The organism is Verrucomicrobiota bacterium (assembly GCA_016871535.1).
GTDB lineage: Bacteria > Verrucomicrobiota > Verrucomicrobiia > Limisphaerales > SIBE01 > VHCZ01.
Map to the genome: position 1 here is coordinate 1 of VHCZ01000096.1, position 20,479 is coordinate 20,479.

The window sequence follows — 20,479 nt, forward strand, 5'->3', positions numbered from 1 at the left end:
GACGAGCGAGCATCCCCCGCCAGTGGGGCTGTGACCGAGGAGCAACGCAGCCCCAGGCAAAATTCGGCGCAACCCGAAGGGCGGCAGTTCTTTTTCGCCAGACTTCGTTGCTTGCTCCTTACAGATCACTTCGGGATATGCTCGTCGCTCGCGCCTCGTCTGGCCGAAAAATCCCTTGCCGCGAACGTGAGCGTATTTATGAAATGGACCACTAAGCCAGCACGTTCAGTCCCAGGCTGCCGGCGGCGTTCGCCTGGCGCAGGCTGAGGATTCCGGCTTGAACGCCGATGTTGAATCGGCTGAGATTCGCGCTTTCCTGCGCGAAATCAGTGTCGCCGATGCGACTGGCCGCAGCGGTCAGATTCTCGACCCGGATGGCGTTGGTTTCGCCGGTAACCGTCAATCGCGATTGGCCGGCGCCAATGTTGGCCAGGCCACGCGTCAGATTGTCAATGCTGCTCTGGATCGTGCTCAGGGCATTTGCGGCGTTAGCCGAAGTTGAGACCGAAGTTGCGCCAGAGGTGCTTTCGGCAATTCCACCTGATGCGATAGAAGCTCCGAGGTCGATGGCGCTTAGATTAACACTCGTCCCGTCGCCATCGGCCACGACCTGTTGGCTCGAACTCGAGAAAACAGGCACGCCGTTGAATTGCTGCCCGAGAAGCTGATTCTGAGCGCCTTGGAGCGCGGAAAATTCTGCCTGGATCGCCTGGCGATCACTATCCGTCAATGTGGCGTCCTGGGCACGGATGGCCAGTTCGCCTTTGCGCGCTTCGAGGTCGGCAAGCTGTTGTGCGGTGGCACTCTGGACTTCGGTCAGGGAGGTAGCATTCGCGACATTTGAGCTGCCGGCGTCGATTTGCCCAATCTGGCTGTTCAATCGCTCAAGCTGCGCCAGCCCGGCCGCGTCCACGTCCGGCGAATTGATACGCTTGCCAGACGAGAGCCTTGCCAGCGTCTGCTGCATCTTGACGAACGCCTCAGCGAGCAAACTGGAAGTTCCGCTCGCTGCCAGATTACTGCTGATAGCCGAAATAGAGTCCATATTCCAAAGGAGTTGGCCGTTTTTGCAGCCCTGAAAGGAGCAGGTAGCATACCTGCTCTCAAAAGTGAAGCTAAAGCAAGTCCTGGTAAGCAAGCCAAAGTGCCCTGAGATATCTCATCACTCGAACCGGGTCCGCGCTCTCCGGAACTTCTGCCAGGCAATAACCGCCAAAGCCTATCTCGTTGAGGCGCTGGAGCAAGCGACGAAAAGGGTAATCCTCGATGTACAAGTCCCGCATGTGGACGCAGAAGATCTTGTCTTTGACGAGGTTGAAGTTGGAGTTGAACCCCTTGCCTTCCAGGTCTGTCGCGTTGGAGTTCCATGTGATTCCGACGTGTTTGTGGTAGGCGGCGTCCAGAATCTTCTTAATGTTCGGGAGCAAGGAGGTTCCGCTGCCATGCACCTCCAGACGGATTTCAACCCCATAGCCGTGGCCGAATTCGCCCAACTCCCGAAGTGACCGCCCAATCTGTTCGAGCGTTTTTTCAACCGGAACCTCCTTCGGCAAACCGTTGGGCCGCACCTTGACGCCAGGCGCCCCCACATCGTGGGCCAGCACCATGTATTCTTTGGTGGCCTCAATGTCTTTCCGGAGCTTGCTCTGATCTGGCGTGTGGTAATCGAAGGCGCTGCCCAACCCCATCAATTCGACTTTGGAATCGGCAAAACGCTTCCGGACCTCGGTGCGCTGCCCCTTCGTCAGGTTCACTTCCACGCCATGCGCATGAGTCGTGCGAAGCTCGACGCCCTGGAACTTGGCCGCTTCGCAATTCTTGATAATCGTCGCGAGATCCCAGTCCTTGGCGAGATTATAGGTCACGGTGCCGAGCCGCATCTTGCTTTCGGGCTTTTTCGATTCAGCGGCCTTGGCGGCGAATAAGGCGGGGGAGTTCAGCAGCCCAAGGGCGCCAAGCCCGGTCCCGGTTCGGGTCAGCAATTGTCGGCGGGTGATCTTCATAAGTTCCTTTGGATTGATTTCGTTCCCCGGACTTATATCGTGAGCTTGCTCTCCCGGTCATGGAAAAAAATCGACGCCAATTTCTCAAGCGCCTGGCCAGCGGTCTGGCGCTGCCGCAATTCGCAAGGGTGGATTGTCCCGGAGCTGCTGCGGTGTCGCAAGATAACGAAGCCGCGTCGCAACCCTACTTCCGAACCCGCGGCGTGGTTTTAGTCCCTGACGATTTGTCGTGGCGCGACTGGCCGGAGCGTGTCCATCGCGCCGGGTTGACGACGATTGGCCTGCACCATGGCGTTTCTCCCAAGCGAGTTGCCGATTTCATTCTTTCCGACAACGGACAACGGTTTCTCGGCGACTGCCAGCGGCTGAACCTTCAAGTCGAATACGAACTGCACGCGGTCCGCGAACTCTTGCCGCGCGATTTGTTCGCCAAAAATCCGCAGTTCTTCCGAATGAACGAAACGGGAGAACGGACGCCGGACGCAAACCTCTGCGTGCATTCTTCCGAAGCGCTGAATATTGCGGCGGAAGGCGCAGTGGCCCTGGCCAAAACGCTTCGTCCCACGACGCACCGTTACTTCTATTGGGGCGACGACGCGAAATCCTGGTGTCACTGTCCGCACTGCCGCGGCTGGTCCGAAAGCGATCAAGCTTTGCGGTTGGAGAATCGCCTCCTGGCCGCGCTGCGGCGTTTCGATGCCCGCGCGCGGCTCGCTCATCTGGCCTACAGCAACACCCTCTGGCCGCCCAAACGGATCAAGGCGGAACCTGGAATCTTTCTCGAATACGCCCCGATCCATCGGCGCTATGATGTCCCCTACAGCCAGCAGGCCGGTCTTGAAGCAAAGGACACCCTGGACGCGCTCGATGCCAATCTGGAGATCTTCGGACGCGAGACTGCACAGGTGCTGGAGTACTGGCTGGATGTTTCGCGTTTCTCGAAATGGAAGAAACCCGCGATCAAGCTGCCCTGGCACGAAAACGTGTTTGCGGCGGATCTGGATTCATACGGCGCGCGAGGAATTCGTCACGTGACCTCCTTTGCGGTTTACATCGACGCGGATTACGTCGGGAGATTCGGCGAACCTCGCGAATTGGCGGGCTATGGAGAAAAGCTGCGGCGTTGGCGTTCGGCGAACTGATTTGGCGATGAAGCGACTCTGCGTTTGCGTGGCGACGTCGGAGAAAACGTGGCCGCGCAATGACCTCATGACGTTGAACTCCGCGTTCTTCGCAGCCCGGGAGCAGTTTGATCTGGCCATCATCCACAACGGAGAGATCACTCCCCAGGCTGAGGCCTACTTCAGCCGCCTTCCCATCGATCAGCTTCTCCCCAGAGAAAATGTCGGCCACGAAGGCGGCGCGTTCACAGAGGCAATTCGCCGTCTTCCGGCTTACGAGTGGTATCTTTTTCTGCACGACGACCATTGGTTCTGGCGGCCGGATTGGGGCCAGCAAATCCTGCCGCTGCTGGAGCACCGCGAACGAACGTGCTTCGGCAACCTCGTCACCATGAAGTTTCACTGGGACGAGGAATGCAACGTCCTTGCCCAAGCGTGGAACTTCGCTCTGGCGCCGGCTGAATACATCTTTCCGATGCTGCAAGGCATGGCGGGTTTTCATCCCCGGAGCGCCATTGAAGTATTCCTGAACCATGGCGGCGTGCCGCACCTGGATTACCGCAAACAGGAGTTCCAAGGACTGACTCACTTCACGGAGCTGTCGTTCTCCCTTTTTCTGATTCAGGCCGGTTTCCACTTCGAACCGTTGCCCGGCGGATTCGAGTACCTCCTGATGCACGGCTCCAACGCGCTTTGCGAACACAGCCGAGAGTCGTTTGCCCGCCTTCCGGAGGACGTGCAACGCTACCTGCCCGAATTGCACCGGAAATTGCACGGGTAGCCGCAGTGCCTTCGCTCATCGGAAGCTTCCTCGGTCCGACACCATGCTCTCGACCCATGAACCCGGTGGGGCGAGTCCGTCCCGGCGAGCCGCTCGACGTGTGTTGAACACGTCCGACTCGGCTCGCTGGGGACAGGCTTGCCCTACCCTGAAGTTGCAGGGACGCGACTCGCCGGGCTGCCTGGTCTCGGCACAAAACCCAGCAGCGTTTGCGGACTCTCGAAAAGGATGGCGCGTGCGATCCCCTGGGCCTCGTCCCGCGTGTACTGGCCTTGTTGAATCTTCTGAGCCAGAACCCACGCCATTTGCTTGCGAACGAGAATGGCTTTGGCATAGGTCCACTCCACGCAGTAAGCGTCGGAGAAGAATCCGACCTGCTTGTTCGTGGGCACCATGTCGAGCCGTTCGGCCATGACCTGGCGAATGATGTCGGGAAAGAAGTTGTGCCACCAGTACCCTGCCAGGCTGAAATTCGGCAACTCGCGCGCCAGCGTGCAGAGCGATTGATTCGCGTGGCGGCTCGCCAGAAAACACTGGAAGCGCAAATCGGGATGCCGTCCGATCATCCCCGCAAGCTGCCCGATGGTGCGTTGCGCAAGACGGCTCGCGGTTTCGAACGGCAACGGCTCCGCGCCCAGGCTGAACTGGAAAACGATTTCCTTCCCGCGCTTCTCCAAAGCCGTCAGAAAGCCTTCGTTGATGTAGGACGCATAAATGTCGCGTTCCTCAGCTCCGGCGCGGCTGCGCTGGCTCAGGGCGCTTTCCATCTCGGCGTCGCTCACCATTCGATAGTCGATGTCCGTGGAAAGATGGGTCGCGGTCGCGAGCACCTGTCCATACGGGATGCGGTTCACGTAATGCCGCAAGGCGGAGTGGACGTCTTCCAGCGTCCGGATCGTTCGCTCGGTCCCGGGACGCCCGCCCGCGCCGATGGGTGAAGGGCTTTCCGGCGAACGGCCCCAGCAGCGTTCGATCTCGTACAAAGCGGTGTCAAATTCAGCCCACTGGCACCGCGTGAAAAAGCCCCACTCCAAAGCGTACTGGAGCCGATCGTCATCCTGGCCCCGCTCCCGGCGGGCGATTTCCGTGCCGGTCCGGCGCACATTCAAGCGGTCCAGGATGGAATGATGCCACGAGCGGTCGGCGGCGCGTTCTCGGATTCGATCGTCGAGCTTCTGCCAGTTTTCCGGCGTGATGGGCTCGTGCCAGTCGTAAAGGTCGCGGAGAATGATGCGCACACCCCACCAGGAACTCGTGTTCTGAATGTGCCGGAGAAAAGGCAGCGCTTCACGAATCCGTGTCGTGGCTTCTTTGCGGGTTGGCCAATTTGGAAACTGAGTCAGCCGCGCCCCGCTGGGACAGCCTGCTGCGTAAAGATCGCTGACGACCATGTGATACAGCAGGATGTCGTGCAATCCCCGAGCGCCCAGCTTGCCACCGACCAGATGTGTGTGGATGTCGTAAGTCGGAATTTCGCACAGTGCAAATTCCATATCGAGACTCAGGGACTCGCTCGTCATGGGAAAAGGTTGTTCCAGCTAGTACTAGCCTACGGGAGTCACTGTTACTCGATCCAGCTCCACAATTGAATAGTGCTCCAAAGCCGTTTCGATTGTGGGCATGTGCTGCTCCGAGCAGGTCGTCCACGGAGTCTCCGCCAGCCAGATACTCAAGCAAAGATTCCACGGGATAGCGCAAACCGCGGATGCAGGGTTTGCCATGACAAATATCTGGATCGACTGTGATGCGCCAAAGCAGATTGTCGCTTGACATGCGTTCAAATTACGAGGTCCAAACGCCGCTGCCAAGGCCTCATTGATGATGGTGATGATGAGTTCAGTTCTCGACCAAGTTCGGGAATCCGTGGACAAACTCACTTGTTCTCTTGCAAGAATGAATCAACCGCCGTTTGCCTTGGAATGCCTTCCTGGCCGCCTTTCTGAGTCGCTTTAAGCGCTGCGGTCGCCGAAGCGAACCGAATCCGTTCCTCTACCGGCAACCCGCGTCCCAGCGCCGCGGCATACGCGCCATGGAACACGTCGCCGCAGCCGGTCGTATCCGCGACCCGAACGCGAAAGGCTGGTTGATGGGCGACGCGCGCAGGTTCCGCATGCGTCGAATACCAGCAGCCCTCCGCTCCGCAGGTGACGACGACGGTGTCGCGCTGATCCGTCCAGAGTGCTTTCACGGCATCCTGAGGGTTTGCTTGCTGAGTGAGTCTTTCAGCGAAATGTTGTGAAACGATCAAATGATCCACCAGGTCGAGCAACGTCGGGAATTCGGTTCCGGGAGTTTTCTCGAAATCGGCCACGATCGGAATCCCGGCCGCGCGGGCGATGCGCGCGGCCCGAATCATTCCTTTCAGACCGAAATGATCGACCAGCAACACGCGCGCTGACCGGATGATGTCTTCCTCCGGCCAATCCGGGTCGCAACCGACCGCGCCATTCAAATCCGCAAAGATGTTTCGCGTGTTGCGAGCGGTGTCCACGACGATAAACGAGTGAATGATTTTCGCTTCGGGACGTTGACGAAGATAAGTCAGGTCAATTCCCTCCTCCCGCAGACGATTGATTCCATATTGCGACCACTCATCGGTGCCCAGAACGCCGGCAAAAGCGCAGCGCGATCCCAGGCGCGACGCTGCGACCAGCGCCGTCGCTGTCAGTCCGCCGCATTGGCGCTCGCTGCGGACCACAGAGACCTTCGCATCGGCCGGCGGATACGCTTCGACGTAAACCAGGTCGTCCACCGCCGCGCAACCCAGGCCGAGCAGGTCGAATGCCTTAACCGTGTTCACAAGGAAGCCAGCCACTGCCGCATCGTCTTGGGATCTTCACGGAACATGAGTGAGCCGGGCACAATAAAGTCCACCCCCGCCGCGTGGAGCAACGGCACGGTTTCACGCCGGATGCCGCCGTCCGCTTCAACCACAGCCTTCTGCCCGCGACGCCGGATGATCTCGCGCGCTTGCCGAATTTTGCCGGGCACGGACGCGTCCATCGAGGCGCCTTTGATGCCCATGGCCGTGCCCACGATCGTGACAATGTCCAGTTCAGCCCACAGCGGCTCCAAAAGTTCAACCGGCTCGTTGATGAGCAGCGAAACGCCCGCTTGTTTCCCGCACGCTTTGATCGCGCGCAGAACTTCCGCCGGATTGCTGGCGGAGTCGAAGCAGAAGAGGATGGCATCCGCGCCCGCCTCCACAAACGGTTCCACCCAATCGAGCGGGTTTGCGGTCATCAAATGAATCTCAAACGGCAACCGCGTGTGTGGCCGCAACGCCTTCACCTGATCCGGAAAGAACAGCAGGTTCGGCACGTAATGGCCATCAGCAACGTCGATATGGAAGCGCTCCGAATAAGGCTCAACGCGCTTGATCTCGGCCGCCAGATTTGCCAGGTCCGCCGACCAAAGAGATGTGGAACATTTCAGCATTGCGAGAGGATTTAGTCTGAAATGAAATGCCGCTTCAAGAAATCCCCGATAAATCGCTGTACGTCATGCCCGTGTTGCTGGACGCTCACGGATTTGGCGGTGATCTCTTTGAATTCCGCTCCGGGAATCAGCCGCGCATGGGCTTCCCCGTATTCGAAAGGATGAATCGGATCGTGCCGATTTGCCAGCACCAGCGTGGGAACCCGGATCGAAGCCCATTCTTGCCGGTCTTTGCACGGCGTATCGCGCGGAATCCGCTCCAGGTTGACCGCATGCTCGCGGGCGCGAGGATTCTCAAACTGCCCGCACAGAGACCGGGCCACGTCCGGAAACGAGCGCGCCGTCTCCGCGTACTCGGGCGTTTCCTTGAACAGCGCCTGTCCGCGCTCCGGTCCATGTTCTCGAATCAAGCGCGCCACCAGAGAGAACATGTGGACGTTCCACGGATTCGGTCGGTCGAGCCACGCCGGACGCGACAACACCAACCCCGCGACGCGATCCGGAAAGCGCAGCACGAAATTCAATGCCAGCGCCGCCCCCATGGAAATGCCGCCGACGATGCTGCGCTGAATCTTCAGGTGATCCATCAGCGCCAGGAGATCGTCGGCGAAAGTCGCGAGGCGGATCTTGTCCAGCGGCCCCACGCGGTTCGTCTTCCCGTGCGCGCGGGCATCGAAGGCCAGCAACCGAACTCCGGCAGGCGGTTTGAACAGGCTGAACGGTTGCGACACATCCGCGCCCAGACCATGCTGAAAGAAGAAGGGCACGCCGGAATTGCCATCCTCGTAATGAAATTCGATTGCGTCGTGTGTGAATGTGGGCATGCGCCGTGGCGAGAGTATTGTACTTCCATCAGAGAAGGTGGGGCGAGCGTCCTCGATGGCGGCACGGTCTTCTCACCCTCTGACCGATTTAACGATTTAACCTTGGAACGGTTGGTTGACCTCAAGCCGGCTGCGCGAGTTTGTCCCGAAGAAACGCGGCGCTCGCCGCCAGATCCGTTTCTTCAAAGCCGTGCATGATCAGCGCGCCGGCGAATTGGGCCTGCGACAATAGCTCCAGATAACGGTCCCAATCCAGGATCCCGGACCCCAGCGGCAGATTCCCTGCCCGACCGTCCGGGCCGAGTTCCTTGGCATGGGCCAGGATGAGATCGTTGCCCAGGATATCGAAGGCTTCTTCGAGGATCCGCGTCCGGCGGGGGAGTTCGTCCGGAGGAATCAGGTTGGCGGCGTCCATGATGATTTTGAGGTTCGGCGATTCGGTTTCGTCGAGCAACCGGCGCGCGCGGGGAGCGGAGTTGACGACATTGCTGAGTTCAGGTTCCAGTCCCAGCGTGACATCGTGGAGTTCGGCCACTTCCAAAACCTCGTCCAGGGAAGCTCGCAGATCGCTCCAGGCTTGCGGCGAGTTGTTGTCCGGATGAGAGCGCCACAGGTCGTCGGGATCCCGCGTGCCGCTGCAAAGCGTCACCACGTTCGTGCCGACGTAGCTGCACGCAGAAATGAGGACTCGCACCCGCTGCAGTCCATCCGACCGGCGCGTCGGGTTGGGATCAATCAGGTTGCACGTGCCCGAAACCGCAGCCAGCGAAACTTTCCGGGACACGGCGCTGCCGCGAATCCTCTCCAGGACACTCAGCTCCAATTCCTCAGGCAAGCTCGGCAGTCCGGCACACGAAAAATTGAACTGCACGCAGGGTAACCGATGGCCCGCCACCTCGTCGAAGATTTCCTCGACCGTCGGCCGGGCGAATGTTTTGGCGAAAATGCCGAGTTGCAGGCGATTTGAGTTCATCGTTCGGATTTTGAGATTCGTCATTCGTCACACCCCGCCGGTAACGTCCGCCAACCGCATCCATTCGCCGCTTTCCACGGAGCGCGCAATCGCCACCAGCGCTCGCATCGCCGCGACCCCATCGTCGATATTCGCGCCCTGCTGCGGCGTGCCGCACAAAATGCAGTCGGCAAAACTCTCGAGCTGGAGTTTGTAAGAGTAGGCGTCTTCGCCCATCGGTCGGCGGTATTGCCGATCGCGGCCCGAAAACGCCTCGACCAGGCTCGCTTTATGGAACCAGGGCAGAAACACCTGGCCCTGGACGTTACCGTGCTCGCCTTGAATCTGAAAGCCTTCCTCGAAATCCCCGCGCACGGGGATAGTCAAATCGAGGTGGCCCAACGCGCCGTGGATGAATTCAACATCGACGTACCAGCATAACGCGCCGAAGCGTTCGAGCCGGCGCGCCCGAACGGCGGTAATCTCACCACCGAGAAAACGCGCGGTATCGACCAGATGGCTGGCATGAGTGAGAAGAAAGTACCGAGGTTTGTCGGCTTTGGGATTTCCCTTGGGACGTCTGGCATGGGCGCTTTGTTGGACGAGCGGCTGCAGATTGTCGGTCATGGTGTAACGATAGACCGAGTCCCAATACCAGGCTTTGAAGGAAAGTAAGTCGCCGATTTCCTCCTGGATAAATTTGCGGGCAAAAGCGATTCCGGGATCGAATCGGCGGTTGTTGCCAATCTGAAACACGAGCGAACGTAGGGCAGGCATCTTGCCTGCTCCGCCGAATTGCTCGTCAACAGGAACTGCTTTGCCTCGCTCCTCTTTGGAAGACGGCAGCTTCTGGTCAGGCTGGAAGCCTGGCCTGCTTTGGACCATGCTTCGCAATTCCTCGCATTCTTCCACGGACACGCCCAGGGGCTTTTCCACGAGCACGTGCTTGCCCGCCCCCACGGCTTTCGTCGCCAGCGGCACATGAAATTGGTCGGCCACGCCAATCAATACCGCCTCGATTTCGGGATTGGCCAGCATCTCCTCGAAGTCACGGTAAATCAGGCGAGGCTGGTGCAGCGTGGCCATGCGGTCGCGCAGATCGTCTGCGAGGTCGCAGATTGCAGTCAACTCGACGTTGCGCGCCTTCCTCGCCGCGTCGAAGTGCGCGATTTGCGCGATCGGCCCGCAGCCCAGAATCCCCAGGCGGAGAAGGCGAGAGTCCTTGTTCATGACGCGCACTGGCCGCCACAAAGGCGGCGGTGAATGCCGAATGTCGAATGCCGAATGTCGAAAGAATGTCCGAGCACAAATGACGAAAGGCACCCCCACAAGGCCGCCCGGGCGTGTGATCTCGATTCGGGATTCGTCATCCGGATTTCGTTCGTCATTTGGGCTTGGTGATTGGTCATGGTGCCGCGGGGTATCTTTGCCGGAGGGCCTCTCGAAGGGCTTTCAGTTTCTTCCGCTGCGCCAGGCCCATCAGCGCCTCCAAATGGTCGCTCGCGGCCACGCCGCGAAGTTCTCCACCGCGATGCACCTCCAGAGCCTGCATCATGGCCTCGGCGCCGAGTTTGGGATCAGGGTTGCCTTGACCGTTCTTGATCGAATTGATCGCTGACCCGGCCAGGAACAGGATGTGTTCGCTCAAGCCGCGCTGTTCGGCGTCGATCAGATTCAAAATGATGTTGCCCTGATCCAGGCCGCCGGCGCGGGCAATCATGGTGGGGTTGATGCCGGGCAAGGTCTGCGTCAGCACGCGCTCCGACGCCAGCCATTCGTCGCCGTGCGGATAAATGAACGGCGCGCCTTGGCGAACCGGCGCCGTTTGGCGAAAGTCAATCCCGTCCAGGCGCGCGAGCAAATCGATAACCTCCCGCCAGATGCCGCCGCGCGTTTTCACCCCGATACCCGCATTGTGGCCGTAGATTGCCGGGGGCCTGGCCAACGTCTTCGTGGCTTCGCGGACCATCCGGACGGCGCCGCCCGCAAACGATTCGCTGAACATCACTCCCGTCGCGCCCGCCTCCAGCACGGCATGGACGCTTTCCAGAATTTCATGCGGCGCGCCCGTGATATGCGGCGCAAAAATCAGGCCCCGGCCGCTTCGTTTGTCCTGGACGCGTTTGATGGCGGCGGCGGCTCGACGCGCGCGCTCCTTCACCGGAGAATAATCCAGGCGCGGATAGAGGTTTTCGTCCTCCTTGATGAAAAGAAACAGCGGGCAAACCGCCGCTTCCTCGACTAGCGTCTCAACCTGTTTCGGAGTAATCCCGGCTGTGGGCTTCAGAATAGTGCCGAAGGCCGGCTCAAATGTAGGGCAGGCATCCTGCCTGCCCAATTCCTTCATCGAATTCCGTGCCGGTTTTCCGGCTCGCCGATTTCTTTCTGACTTATCTGAAAGAACATTCTGTCGGACCGACTCAGTCGCGGCGCGTGATTTGGACAGACTGGAAGCCTGTCCTACGTTATCCCAATGCGTGATCGCGCGCAGACCCGGACCGCCATAAGCCGGGCCGGGAAACGTGCGCAGCACGGTTTCAGGCATCTGAAGCCCGACGAGCCGCACGTCCTGATTCTCGTAAACGTCGAAAATAATTGCGCCGGCGGCGGTATGAAAGATGTCCGTTGAAGTCAGATGGCCGTCCGGTTGCAGGAGCATCTTCAGCGGGTAGGCCATGTGGATCAATCCCAGGCGGCCGGTCGCATCGAACGCGTCGATTCCAACTGCTTTCCCCGTGCACCGTTCGAGCAGCGAACCACGCGGAATATCTTTCGTTCCGCTGGTGGCGTGATAACTGATTTCTTTGGCGGCCTGGATCAGGCTCCAGCTTCGCAGCGCGAAGAAATACGTCGCAACAATTTGGTCTCCGATGATCGGCGCCGGGTTGGCTTGCAACCGTTCGCAAACGATTCGCCGAAGCTGCGCTTCCCGGGCGTCGGCATCGTGCCAGAGCAGTTGCAGCGTCGTGGCCTTGATAGGTCGCGTGGGCATGACACTTTAGGCCGGGCAGCCTAAGTAAGTCCCCCAGCGAATACAATAGGGTAAATCATGGGAGCCTGGGCCGGAACACGAAGCACGTTTGGACACTTGGAGCCGTGGAAGGACGGTGGCTTCGCCATCGCGGGCGCCGGGGTCTTCGCCCTGACGCTGGCCTACTTTGCGGGGATCTTCTGGGGCGGCATGGTCTTGGTGGGCATCACCAGAACTTTATCCACGCGATGGCGATCCATGTCGAGCACCTCGAAGATGTAACCCTCCGCCTCGAATGTTTCGCCTTCTCGCGGCACGCGCCCCAGCGTCTTCACGACAAACCCCGCAAGCGTCTGGTATTCGGTGTAGGCACCGCCGCCGAACTTGAATCCAGGCAACGCCTTTTCGACCGCTTCCAGGTCAATCATTGCGTCAATCAGCCACGAACCGTCGTCGCGTTTCTTGGCTTCGGGCTTGGCGCGTTCGCCTTGGGACGGAAATCTGCCGACGATGGCTTCCATCACGTCGTTGAGCGTCACCAGTCCGACAATGTTTCCGAACTCGTCCGTCACCATCGCGAAGTGTTTCCCGCTTTGCTTGAACGTCTCGACGAGTTGAAGAACCGTCTGCGTCTCGGGCACGATGAGCGGCGGCGTCGTCAGGTCCTTGAGATCCACGCCAACCTTTGCGGCCAGATTTGCGTAGATGGCCTTTACCGACACGATGCCGACCACGTTGTCGCGATTCTCGCGATAAACTGGAAAATGTGAGTGATTGCTGATGACAATCTTGTGCCAAATCTGGTCGTGCGGATCGTCCTGATTGAGCCAGATCACTTTGGGACGCGGCGTCATAATCTCGCGCACCGGCAACTGGTCGAGTTCGAGCGCGCTGTGGATGATATGGCTTTCCACCTTGTTGAACGCGCCAGCCCTCACGCCTTCCTGCATCAACACGCGCACTTCCTCCTCGGAAACGGTCACTTCCTTTTCCGGTTTGAAACCGAGCAGGCGCAACAAACCCTCCGTGGAGATGCTGAGAAAGCTCACGAGCGGGCCAGCCACGCGTGAGAGCCAGTTCATTGGCTTGGCGACCGCCATCGAGATGCCTTCGGGATTGCTCAGGCCAAAGCGCTTCGGCACAAGCTCGCCCAGCACGAGCGAAAAATAAGTGATAACCGCGACGACCATCCCGAAGGCGATTTTGTCCGCGTAACCTGCGAGGAATGTTATCTGGCCAATTGGCTGCGCAAGTTTGGCCGCCAATGTGGCGCCCCCGAATGCGCCCGCGAAGATGCCCACCAGCGTAATGCCGACTTGCACCGTGGAAAGAAAACGATTGGGCGACTCCGCCAGTTCGAGCGCGACTTGGGCGTTGCTCTGGCCCTGATCGGCCAGACGCCGCAACCGGGCTTTCTTGGCCGACACAACGGCGATCTCCGCCATCGCGAAGACGCCGTTCGCGATAAGCAGCAGAAAAATGACCGTGATTTCAAAGGCAACTTGATTCATAGAATCTATTGCGACCGAATTCTGTGTGGTAGGCAAGGAAATCGGACGCAGTCGGACCAGCGGTTTCCTGCCCCTCAAGCAACCGTGCGTCGCTGTCGCAACCCAGCTATCCCGCAGCTATCCCCGAGGCGCTTACTGCTTGGTCCGCGGGATGGACGACAAAGCTCGTAGCGCAGAGTTGCACTCTGCCGTATCGCTGAATTGTATTCTGCGGGGCGTCTCCCAGTCCGAGCCCGCTGGGAGTTGCCGGCGCCCTGCCGATTGGAAATCGGCGATACAGCAAATTGAAAATCTGCGCTAGGGTTCTCCGGTCGATCTGTCGTCAATCCCACGGTCTGCACAGTAAGAGCCTCAGCACAACCGCTTCCTGGGATGACAATTTCAAGATCATTCGGGACGCGCGCTTCTCGCGCTATCCGCTCATGGCCCCTGAACTGCCACTGCCCCATGACAAGATTTCCCTTTCTTCAATCGACGGATCGGGCGAAGGCCGGCCTTGACAATTCAACCAGCAGCGAAAGACTCGCGCTCCTATGCCATCTGCGCCAACTGAATTTCAGGGCGTCACCGCCCTAACCAAGGCCAATGTCTATTTCGAGGGCAAGGTCGTCAGCCATACGATTCTCTTCCCCGACGGCGCGAAAAAGACGCTGGGCCTCATTTATCCGGGCAAGTTTCACTTCGGGACGGACAAAGCCGAACGCATGGAGATCGTCGCCGGCCAATGTCGAGTGAAACTGGACGAGCAAACCACGGTTTCGACTTATGTGACCGGCGAGAAGTTCGAGGTGCACGCCAAGTCGGGCTTCGACATCGAAGTCGAAGGCGGGATCTGCGAGTACATTTGTTCATTCCTGCCCTGAACGCGCGTGAGCAAATTAGGTTTGAATCTCATGTCGAAGAGCCGGATTGTCTCCGGCGTTCTTATGGAAGCGCCTCTTAACCGCAGAAACTCAATTGTCCACAAGGCAATGAAGAAGCTCAGAGCCGGCAGACCCGCGTGGCTGGCGTTGGGGTTGTGTCTGGAGCTTTTCGCCGAATCCGGCAGCGTCATCGGCGCGAGCCTGAAGACTCCCGGCAGCCCGATTGCGATCACGAACAGCCCCGTGATTATCTATCCCATCCACCACGCCACGCTCGTCATGGTGTCGAGGGAGCGCACTATTTATGTCGATCCGGTCGGAGACGGCCAGCGGTTCAAAGGACTGCCCAGGCCGGACTTGATTCTCGTCACGGATGTCCACGAGGATCACCTGGACCTCAACACGCTGGCCCTGCTCACGCGTGACACCACTGCGATCGTGGCCCCGACGGCGGTGGCCGACAAATTGCCGGAAGACTTAAGAAAGCGGACTTCCGTTTTGGCGAACGGGGAATCCAACACTCTTGCGGGCGTGACCATCGAAGCCGTCCCGATGTACAACACGACCGAGGAACGCTTGAAATTCCACGAGAAGGGACGCGGCAACGGCTATGTCGTCACGGCGAGCAACAAACGCGTGTACGTCAGCGGGGACACCGAGGACATCCCGGAGATGCGCCAGTTGAAGAACATCGACGCCGCGTTTGTGTGCATGAACCTCCCTGACACGATGACGGTGGAACAAGCCGCCAGCGCCGTGCGCGAGTTCAAGCCCAAGATCGTCTGTCCCTATCATTGCCGAGGGAGCGATCTGGAAAAGTTCAAGCAACTTGTCGGGGAGGAGCCGGGTATCCAGGTCCTCTTGCGCGACTGGTACCGGTAAGGCAACCCTACCGCTGGTGGGGTGAGACTCCTGCCGAGCCTGATCGTGGAAGCCCCTTCATTTGCCGTCGCCAAAGCTCCGCGGGAGCGTCGCTCCACCCATTCTACGTTCCACGGAAGGCTTCTTCCTTCTTCGGAACTTTCAGATCGATGTGCAGATCGCGAAGCTGCTTGGATTCGACCGCAGCCGGTGAATCCGTCATCAGGTCGGCGCCCTTGGCCGTTTTCGGAAAAGCGATCACATCGCGGATGCTCGGCGTGCCGCAAAGAATCGCGTTGAGCCGATCGAACCCCAGAGCAATGCCTCCATGCGGCGGGCAGCCGTAGCGAAACGCTTCGAGCATGTAGCCAAACCGAGCCTTCACCACATCCGGCGGAATCTGAAGAACCTGCTCGAACACGATCTTCTGCAACTCCGGTTGGTGAATCCGAATGGAGCCTCCCCCCAACTCGACCCCGTTAACAACCACATCGTAATGCTGGCCGCGAACCTTCTTCGGGTCGCTAGTCAAAAGCGGAATGTCATCGGGAATCGGCGCCGTGAAGGGATGATGGCTTGAATACCAGCGGTTCTGTTCCTTGTCGAAACTCAGGAGTGGAAAATCAACGACCCAGAGAAAATCGAAGCGATCCGCCGGAATCGACAGCTTGCCTTGCCCGCGCAGCACCTCGGCGCAATAGAGGCGGATCTTCCCCAGAATTTCACACGCGGTCAGCCATTGGTCCGCCGCGAACAGAACGAGGTCGCCTTCCGCCATCGACAGTTTCCTGGCGAGCGCCGCTTTCTCGGCATCGGAGAAGAATTTCACGATGGGCGATTTCCACTCGCCGTTTTCCACCTTGATGTAGGCCAGGCCTTTCGCGCCGAAACTCTTCGCGCACTCGGTCATGGTTTCCATCTGTCCCTGCGTGGCGCAGGCCAGGCCTTTGGCGTTCATCGCCTTGACCACCCCGCCGCTGGCGACCGCGCCCGCGAACACCTTGAATGCGCTCGCGCGGAATTCCTCGGTCAGGTCCGCGATCTCCATCCCGAAGCGCGTGTCCGGTTTGTCGATGCCGTAGCGGTTCAGCGCCTCCTCGAAGGAAAGGCGTTTGAACGGCGTGGGAATTTCGGCGCCCAACGCCACCTTCCAGATGCGTTTCAAGAGACCTTCGACCAGATTGTAAATGTCTTCGCGCTCGATGAAGGACATCTCCAGGTCGATCTGCGTGAATTCGAGCTGGCGATCCGCACGCTGGTCTTCGTCGCGGAAACAGCGCGCCAACTGAAAGTAACGCTCCACCCCGGCGACCATCAGGATTTGCTTGAACTGCTGCGGCGATTGCGGGAGCGCGTAGAACTCGCCCGGATGAATCCGGCTCGGAATCAGGAATTCGCGCGCCCCTTCCGGCGTCGATTTGAACAGCATGGGTGTTTCGACTTCCAGGAAACCTTGCTCGTCGAAATATACGCGCGTGGCGGTGGCGACCTTGCTGCGCAGGCGAAGATTGCGAGCCATTTCCGGCCGGCGCAAATCGAGGTAGCGATGCTGGAGGCGCAACTCTTCGTTCACTTTGCTGGCGACTTCCGGATCATCGACGGGAAACGGCAGAACGTCGGCCTGGTTCAAGACCTCAAGTTCCTTCGCCTGCACCTCGACTTCACCCGTGGCGATCTTGGGATTGTTCGTGCCCTCTGGACGCCGGCGCACCAGTCCTTTCACGGAAATGACGGATTCGCTCCGCAACGCCGCCGCGCGCTCGAACAAGGCCTTTGGCAAATCGGAGGGATCAAATACGGTCTGCGTGCGGCCTTCGCGATCGCGCACGTCGATAAAGATCACGCCGCCCAGGTCGCGCCGGGAATGGACCCAGCCCGAGAGCGTGGCCGTCTGGCCGATATGATCCACGCGCAGTTCGTTGCAGTGATGCGTTCGTTTCATTTCAAAGCAAGGCGCGGATGTTGGCGGGAATCCGGAACGAATTCAAAGCGAAATTTTCAGGAGATGGGCTTAAGGGTTTAACAGGAGGCCACTGAGAAAACAGAGATCAACCGCACGAGCATCTTTCCCTTCCCCTGGGCATTCCCTCGTTCGCCATCAATCCCTCCGATGAAGCGAAGAAGTGGTTCCATTCAACCGATTTAACCCATTTAACGATTTAACGTTGTAACGACTTTGGTGGCGGCTTGTACCGCTGGTCAAACTCCTAGGCGCCTCGTCGGCCTTCGGAGCTTGCCCTGGTTGGCGCCAAGCGCCATAAAGATATCCTGGTAAAAATCGGCGTGGCTTTCCCAGGTCTGCGAAGTGACCATCCGGCCCGCGCGATCCACCACGCTTTGTTTGTCGATCCACGTGCCGCCGCATTGCGCGACTTCAAACCGCACATTGCAATAACAGGTGACCCGCCGGCCCTTCCCAAGACCAGCCGCGAGCAGAATCTGAATCCCATGGCAAATGGAGAAGATCCATTTCCCGCGGCGATGAAAATCCTGGACGATCCGGATCAGTTTGTCGTTGTGGCGAAGGCATTCCGGCGCGCGCCCGCCGATCAGGAGGATGGCCTCGTATTGGCTCGGCTTGACTTGCGCAATGGCGACGTCCGCCTGGATCAGATAGCCCGGCTTCTCGATATAGGTCGTCCAGCCCGGCTCGAAGTCGTGGATGACGCCGTGCAACCGCTTCTTCTGCGACGCGGCAATCACGGGTTGATAGCCCGCCTCGCGAAAGCGGTGTTGGGCATAAAGGATTTCAAACGATTCGCCGGCATCGTCCGTGATGATCAGAATTTTTCGAGGCATAGGCTGTGATCTTTTCCACGGATTCTATTGAGCGCAGAAGATCAGGCGAGTGTTTTTGGTTGGACGTAGGGCAGGCTTTCCAGCCTGCCAGTTAGGGGGACTTTCCAGTCCCCCTGCCGCGCAGATCGAGAAAGGGAGCTGGAAAGCTCCGTGAACCGCAGGCTCAAAAGCCTGCGGTACGTCGCTCGTAAACGAAATGCGCGGACAAGCTGTTCGCGCTCCTTTGGGCTGCGGGGGTACGCCGCTATCGCCAGACTTCGCGCCACATGTCGGCGGTCATCTTTTCGGCTTTCACCCAGCCGGAATGGCCGTCGAAGTAGAGTGCATCTGGGCCGCCGAGGTGCCGGTTTTTGGCGACGCGGCGTCCATACGTGGTGTCTCTGGCGTTGGACGAAGGCAGATGGGTCGGGTGCCAGACGTCGTTCAGAAACAGCTCGGCGTCCTGGTAACCCTTGACGATCGGGCGCCACGAACCGTCTTCGTTGTCCGCGAGATAGACCGTTTCGGAAGGCCGATCCACGCGACTGAGCGGCGTGGGCGCGTAGAGATCGGTGCCACCGGTGTCTTTCATGCTTTGAAAGTACCAGCAATTGATCACGTAGCAGATCACCTGTTGCTTGTTCGGGTAGCTTGGGCATTTGAAAATCCGGATGCCGCGATAGTCTCGCGTCGTGCCGCCTTCGGGCAGATACGGCATGAACGCCTGATACCAGAGCACATCGTTCCCTCGCGGGATCAGGCCCTTGAAATCCTCCGATTACATGAGCATCGCCATGCCGATGTTGAGGTTGCTCAGGCAATTGGCTTTCTTGGCCGTGCCCTTGGCCCGGCTCAGACCGGGCATCAGCATCGCCGCCAGAATGGCGATGATGGCGATGACGACCAGGAGCTCGATGAGGGTGAAGGCTCTGTGAGACAGTTGAGAAGGGGTTCGACCGACTGAATCGACTTGGCGCATAACGAATCCTGTTTGGGTTGAAGGTTTCGTTTCACAAAACGGACCGGGACGGTTCCGGCACTCGGATGTAATTCTACGGCGAGCGCGTCTGAGAGGCAAGCGAGCTAAGGGTCTGTGCAAAAATAGATTCCGGTTTTGCTGGAGGCGATTTTGCTTTCTGGCACGATGAAGCAGCATAGCCAGGGCTCTGCGACTGAGGAGAAACGAAGCCAGAAAGCGAAATCGCCCCAGCCCTCCGGGGCGGGGCGGCGCCTGGCCGGCTGCGGCGTTGCTCGTCGGTCACGGCCCAAAAACGGGGATGCTCCCTCCTCGCGCCTTGCATCCGGCCAGGCGGCGCTCCCGCCAAAACCGGAAGTTATTTTTGCACAGACCCTAAGGTGAAAGGTGAAATAGCTCAAACGAATGGGCTGTTTTCACTCGAGAGGGCTCCGTCCGCCGAACGCCAGACTTCTGGTAGAAGGCTCGGCGTCCCGCGGAGGCCACGCTCCGGCTACGGTGGTCACAATGAAGTTCTCGCCAGTCGGCCGACAGTTCACCGGTCTGCCGGTTGGACGCCAACGACCAGTACGGCTTTCACAGGATCATCCACCCAGTAGGTGATCGCATAGTGGCCGATAATTTTGATCTGTCGTGTGCGCAGGCTATCGTCCTTGTCGGTGAAATCTCCTGGGGTGTACGGATTGTCGGCAAGTGAACGAATGAAGCGCATGAGCAGTCTTCGCTGCTCGCCTCTCGTCGGAACGACTTCCAAGAGGTCGAGATGAATATAAACCGAAAAAGCCCCCATCTAACGGGTCTTTCGCTTGTCCAGTTCGCGTTCAAACTCGTCAGGAGACAGCCAATGCGATACGTTCCGATCTGCCGATCTCCGAGCGATTTGGGTTTGATAATCCTGGTCGCTCTCATGGCGGAGATGGAACAGATATGCGATCACCTCGTCCTGCTCATTGCGAGGCAGGGCGGCTAGCTTTTCCTTAATCTCCTGCACACTCATGGATGGAAAGCTAAAGGATGCTGGCGCGAACGGCAAGCCTGTCCAAGATCAGTGAATCACGGCGCACCGCCGATCCTCCGACCACGCGTTCATAATCAGGGCCGCCATTTGCTTTGCTACGCTCACGATACTCAAAGCCGGAGTTCCCCAGCACAACTTGCGAGGTTTGTGGGTTTGCATGAGCATTTATTATTAAGGGTCTGTGCAAAAATAACTTCCGGTTTTGGCGGGAGCGCCGCCTGGCCGGATGCAAGGCGCCAGGAGGGAGCATCCCCGTTTTGGGGCTGTGACCGACGAGCAACGCCGCAGCCGGCCAGGCGCCGCCCCGCCCCGGAGGGCTGGGGCGATTTCGCTTTCTGGCTTCGTTTCTCCTCAGTCGCAGAGCCCTGGCTATGCTCCTTCG

Annotated in this window: 19 protein-coding genes; 4 read left to right on the forward strand and 15 right to left on the reverse strand. The window is 59.1% G+C overall.

The genetic code is table 11. The features are described from left to right. Positions 1-211: 211 nt before the first annotated feature. Together FJ398_13880 and FJ398_13885 are read right to left on the reverse strand one after the other, a co-directional pair. On the reverse strand, positions 212-1,045 hold the full coding sequence (locus tag FJ398_13880) for a hypothetical protein (protein ID MBM3839028.1): 834 nt from the start codon (positions 1,043-1,045) through the stop codon (positions 212-214). A 70-nt stretch (positions 1,046-1,115) separates the two neighbouring features. Next, complete coding sequence (locus tag FJ398_13885) at positions 1,116-1,880, reverse strand: sugar phosphate isomerase/epimerase (GenBank protein ID MBM3839029.1); 765 nt, start codon at positions 1,878-1,880, stop codon at positions 1,116-1,118. 182 nt (positions 1,881-2,062) lie between these two features. Between FJ398_13885 and FJ398_13890 the strand changes: the two genes are divergently transcribed. Continuing rightward, on the forward strand, positions 2,063-3,145 hold the full coding sequence (locus FJ398_13890; protein ID MBM3839030.1) for a DUF4838 domain-containing protein: 1,083 nt from the start codon (positions 2,063-2,065) through the stop codon (positions 3,143-3,145). A gap of 7 nt (positions 3,146-3,152) precedes the next feature. After that, entirely contained in the window at positions 3,153-3,905 is a 753-nt protein-coding gene (locus tag FJ398_13895; GenBank protein MBM3839031.1) for a hypothetical protein, read from the forward strand. A gap of 143 nt (positions 3,906-4,048) precedes the next feature. Here FJ398_13895 and FJ398_13900 read toward each other — a convergent pair whose 3' ends face one another. From FJ398_13900 to FJ398_13940, 9 genes are all read right to left on the reverse strand, one after another. Continuing rightward, positions 4,049-5,143, reverse strand: coding sequence for a hypothetical protein (locus tag FJ398_13900; GenBank protein ID MBM3839032.1), 1,095 nt, complete (start codon positions 5,141-5,143; stop codon positions 4,049-4,051). Between the two features lie 49 nt (positions 5,144-5,192). Beyond that, positions 5,193-5,678 (reverse strand): DUF433 domain-containing protein, encoded by a 486-nt coding sequence (locus FJ398_13905; protein MBM3839033.1) that lies wholly within the window; start codon positions 5,676-5,678, stop codon positions 5,193-5,195. A 100-nt stretch (positions 5,679-5,778) separates the two neighbouring features. Further along, positions 5,779-6,720 carry a hypothetical protein gene (locus FJ398_13910; GenBank protein MBM3839034.1) on the reverse strand — a complete coding sequence of 314 codons (942 nt, stop codon included), beginning with the start codon at positions 6,718-6,720 and terminating at the stop codon, positions 5,779-5,781. Next, entirely contained in the window at positions 6,702-7,343 is a 642-nt protein-coding gene (locus tag FJ398_13915) for a ribulose-phosphate 3-epimerase (GenBank protein ID MBM3839035.1), read from the reverse strand. The genes FJ398_13910 and FJ398_13915 overlap by 19 nt, the downstream gene beginning before the upstream one ends. Positions 7,344-7,354: 11 nt before the next feature. After that, complete coding sequence (locus FJ398_13920) at positions 7,355-8,167, reverse strand: alpha/beta fold hydrolase (GenBank protein ID MBM3839036.1); 813 nt, start codon at positions 8,165-8,167, stop codon at positions 7,355-7,357. A 121-nt stretch (positions 8,168-8,288) separates the two neighbouring features. Then, a complete protein-coding gene (locus FJ398_13925) occupies positions 8,289-9,164 on the reverse strand; it encodes a sugar phosphate isomerase/epimerase (GenBank protein MBM3839037.1) in 876 nt (291 codons plus the stop codon). A 3-nt stretch (positions 9,165-9,167) separates the two neighbouring features. After that, positions 9,168-10,349 carry a Gfo/Idh/MocA family oxidoreductase gene (locus tag FJ398_13930; GenBank protein ID MBM3839038.1) on the reverse strand — a complete coding sequence of 394 codons (1,182 nt, stop codon included), beginning with the start codon at positions 10,347-10,349 and terminating at the stop codon, positions 9,168-9,170. Between the two features lie 175 nt (positions 10,350-10,524). Then, the gene (locus tag FJ398_13935; protein ID MBM3839039.1) at positions 10,525-12,111 is read right to left on the reverse strand and encodes a hypothetical protein; all 1,587 of its coding nucleotides are present in this window, start codon (positions 12,109-12,111) and stop codon (positions 10,525-10,527) included. Positions 12,112-12,272: 161 nt separating this feature from the next. Further along, entirely contained in the window at positions 12,273-13,601 is a 1,329-nt protein-coding gene (locus FJ398_13940) for an HlyC/CorC family transporter (GenBank protein ID MBM3839040.1), read from the reverse strand. A gap of 533 nt (positions 13,602-14,134) precedes the next feature. On the opposite strand from FJ398_13940, the gene FJ398_13945 reads away from it, so the two are divergent. Beyond that, the gene (locus tag FJ398_13945) at positions 14,135-14,464 is read left to right on the forward strand and encodes a pyrimidine/purine nucleoside phosphorylase (GenBank protein MBM3839041.1); all 330 of its coding nucleotides are present in this window, start codon (positions 14,135-14,137) and stop codon (positions 14,462-14,464) included. A 6-nt stretch (positions 14,465-14,470) separates the two neighbouring features. Beyond that, positions 14,471-15,346 (forward strand): MBL fold metallo-hydrolase, encoded by an 876-nt coding sequence (locus tag FJ398_13950; protein MBM3839042.1) that lies wholly within the window; start codon positions 14,471-14,473, stop codon positions 15,344-15,346. Between the two features lie 103 nt (positions 15,347-15,449). On the opposite strand, the gene aspS is transcribed toward FJ398_13950, so the two are convergent. From aspS to FJ398_13970, 4 genes are all read right to left on the reverse strand, one after another. Then, a complete protein-coding gene (gene aspS, locus FJ398_13955; GenBank protein MBM3839043.1) occupies positions 15,450-17,267 on the reverse strand; it encodes an aspartate--tRNA ligase in 1,818 nt (605 codons plus the stop codon). Between the two features lie 257 nt (positions 17,268-17,524). Beyond that, positions 17,525-18,124 carry a DJ-1/PfpI family protein gene (locus tag FJ398_13960; GenBank protein MBM3839044.1) on the reverse strand — a complete coding sequence of 200 codons (600 nt, stop codon included), beginning with the start codon at positions 18,122-18,124 and terminating at the stop codon, positions 17,525-17,527. Between the two features lie 244 nt (positions 18,125-18,368). Then, positions 18,369-18,842: a hypothetical protein gene (locus FJ398_13965; GenBank protein MBM3839045.1), complete on the reverse strand. Its 474-nt coding sequence runs from the start codon at positions 18,840-18,842 to the stop codon at positions 18,369-18,371. Between the two features lie 39 nt (positions 18,843-18,881). Continuing rightward, positions 18,882-19,082 carry a prepilin-type N-terminal cleavage/methylation domain-containing protein gene (locus tag FJ398_13970; GenBank protein MBM3839046.1) on the reverse strand — a complete coding sequence of 67 codons (201 nt, stop codon included), beginning with the start codon at positions 19,080-19,082 and terminating at the stop codon, positions 18,882-18,884. Positions 19,083-20,479: the final 1,397 nt, after the last annotated feature.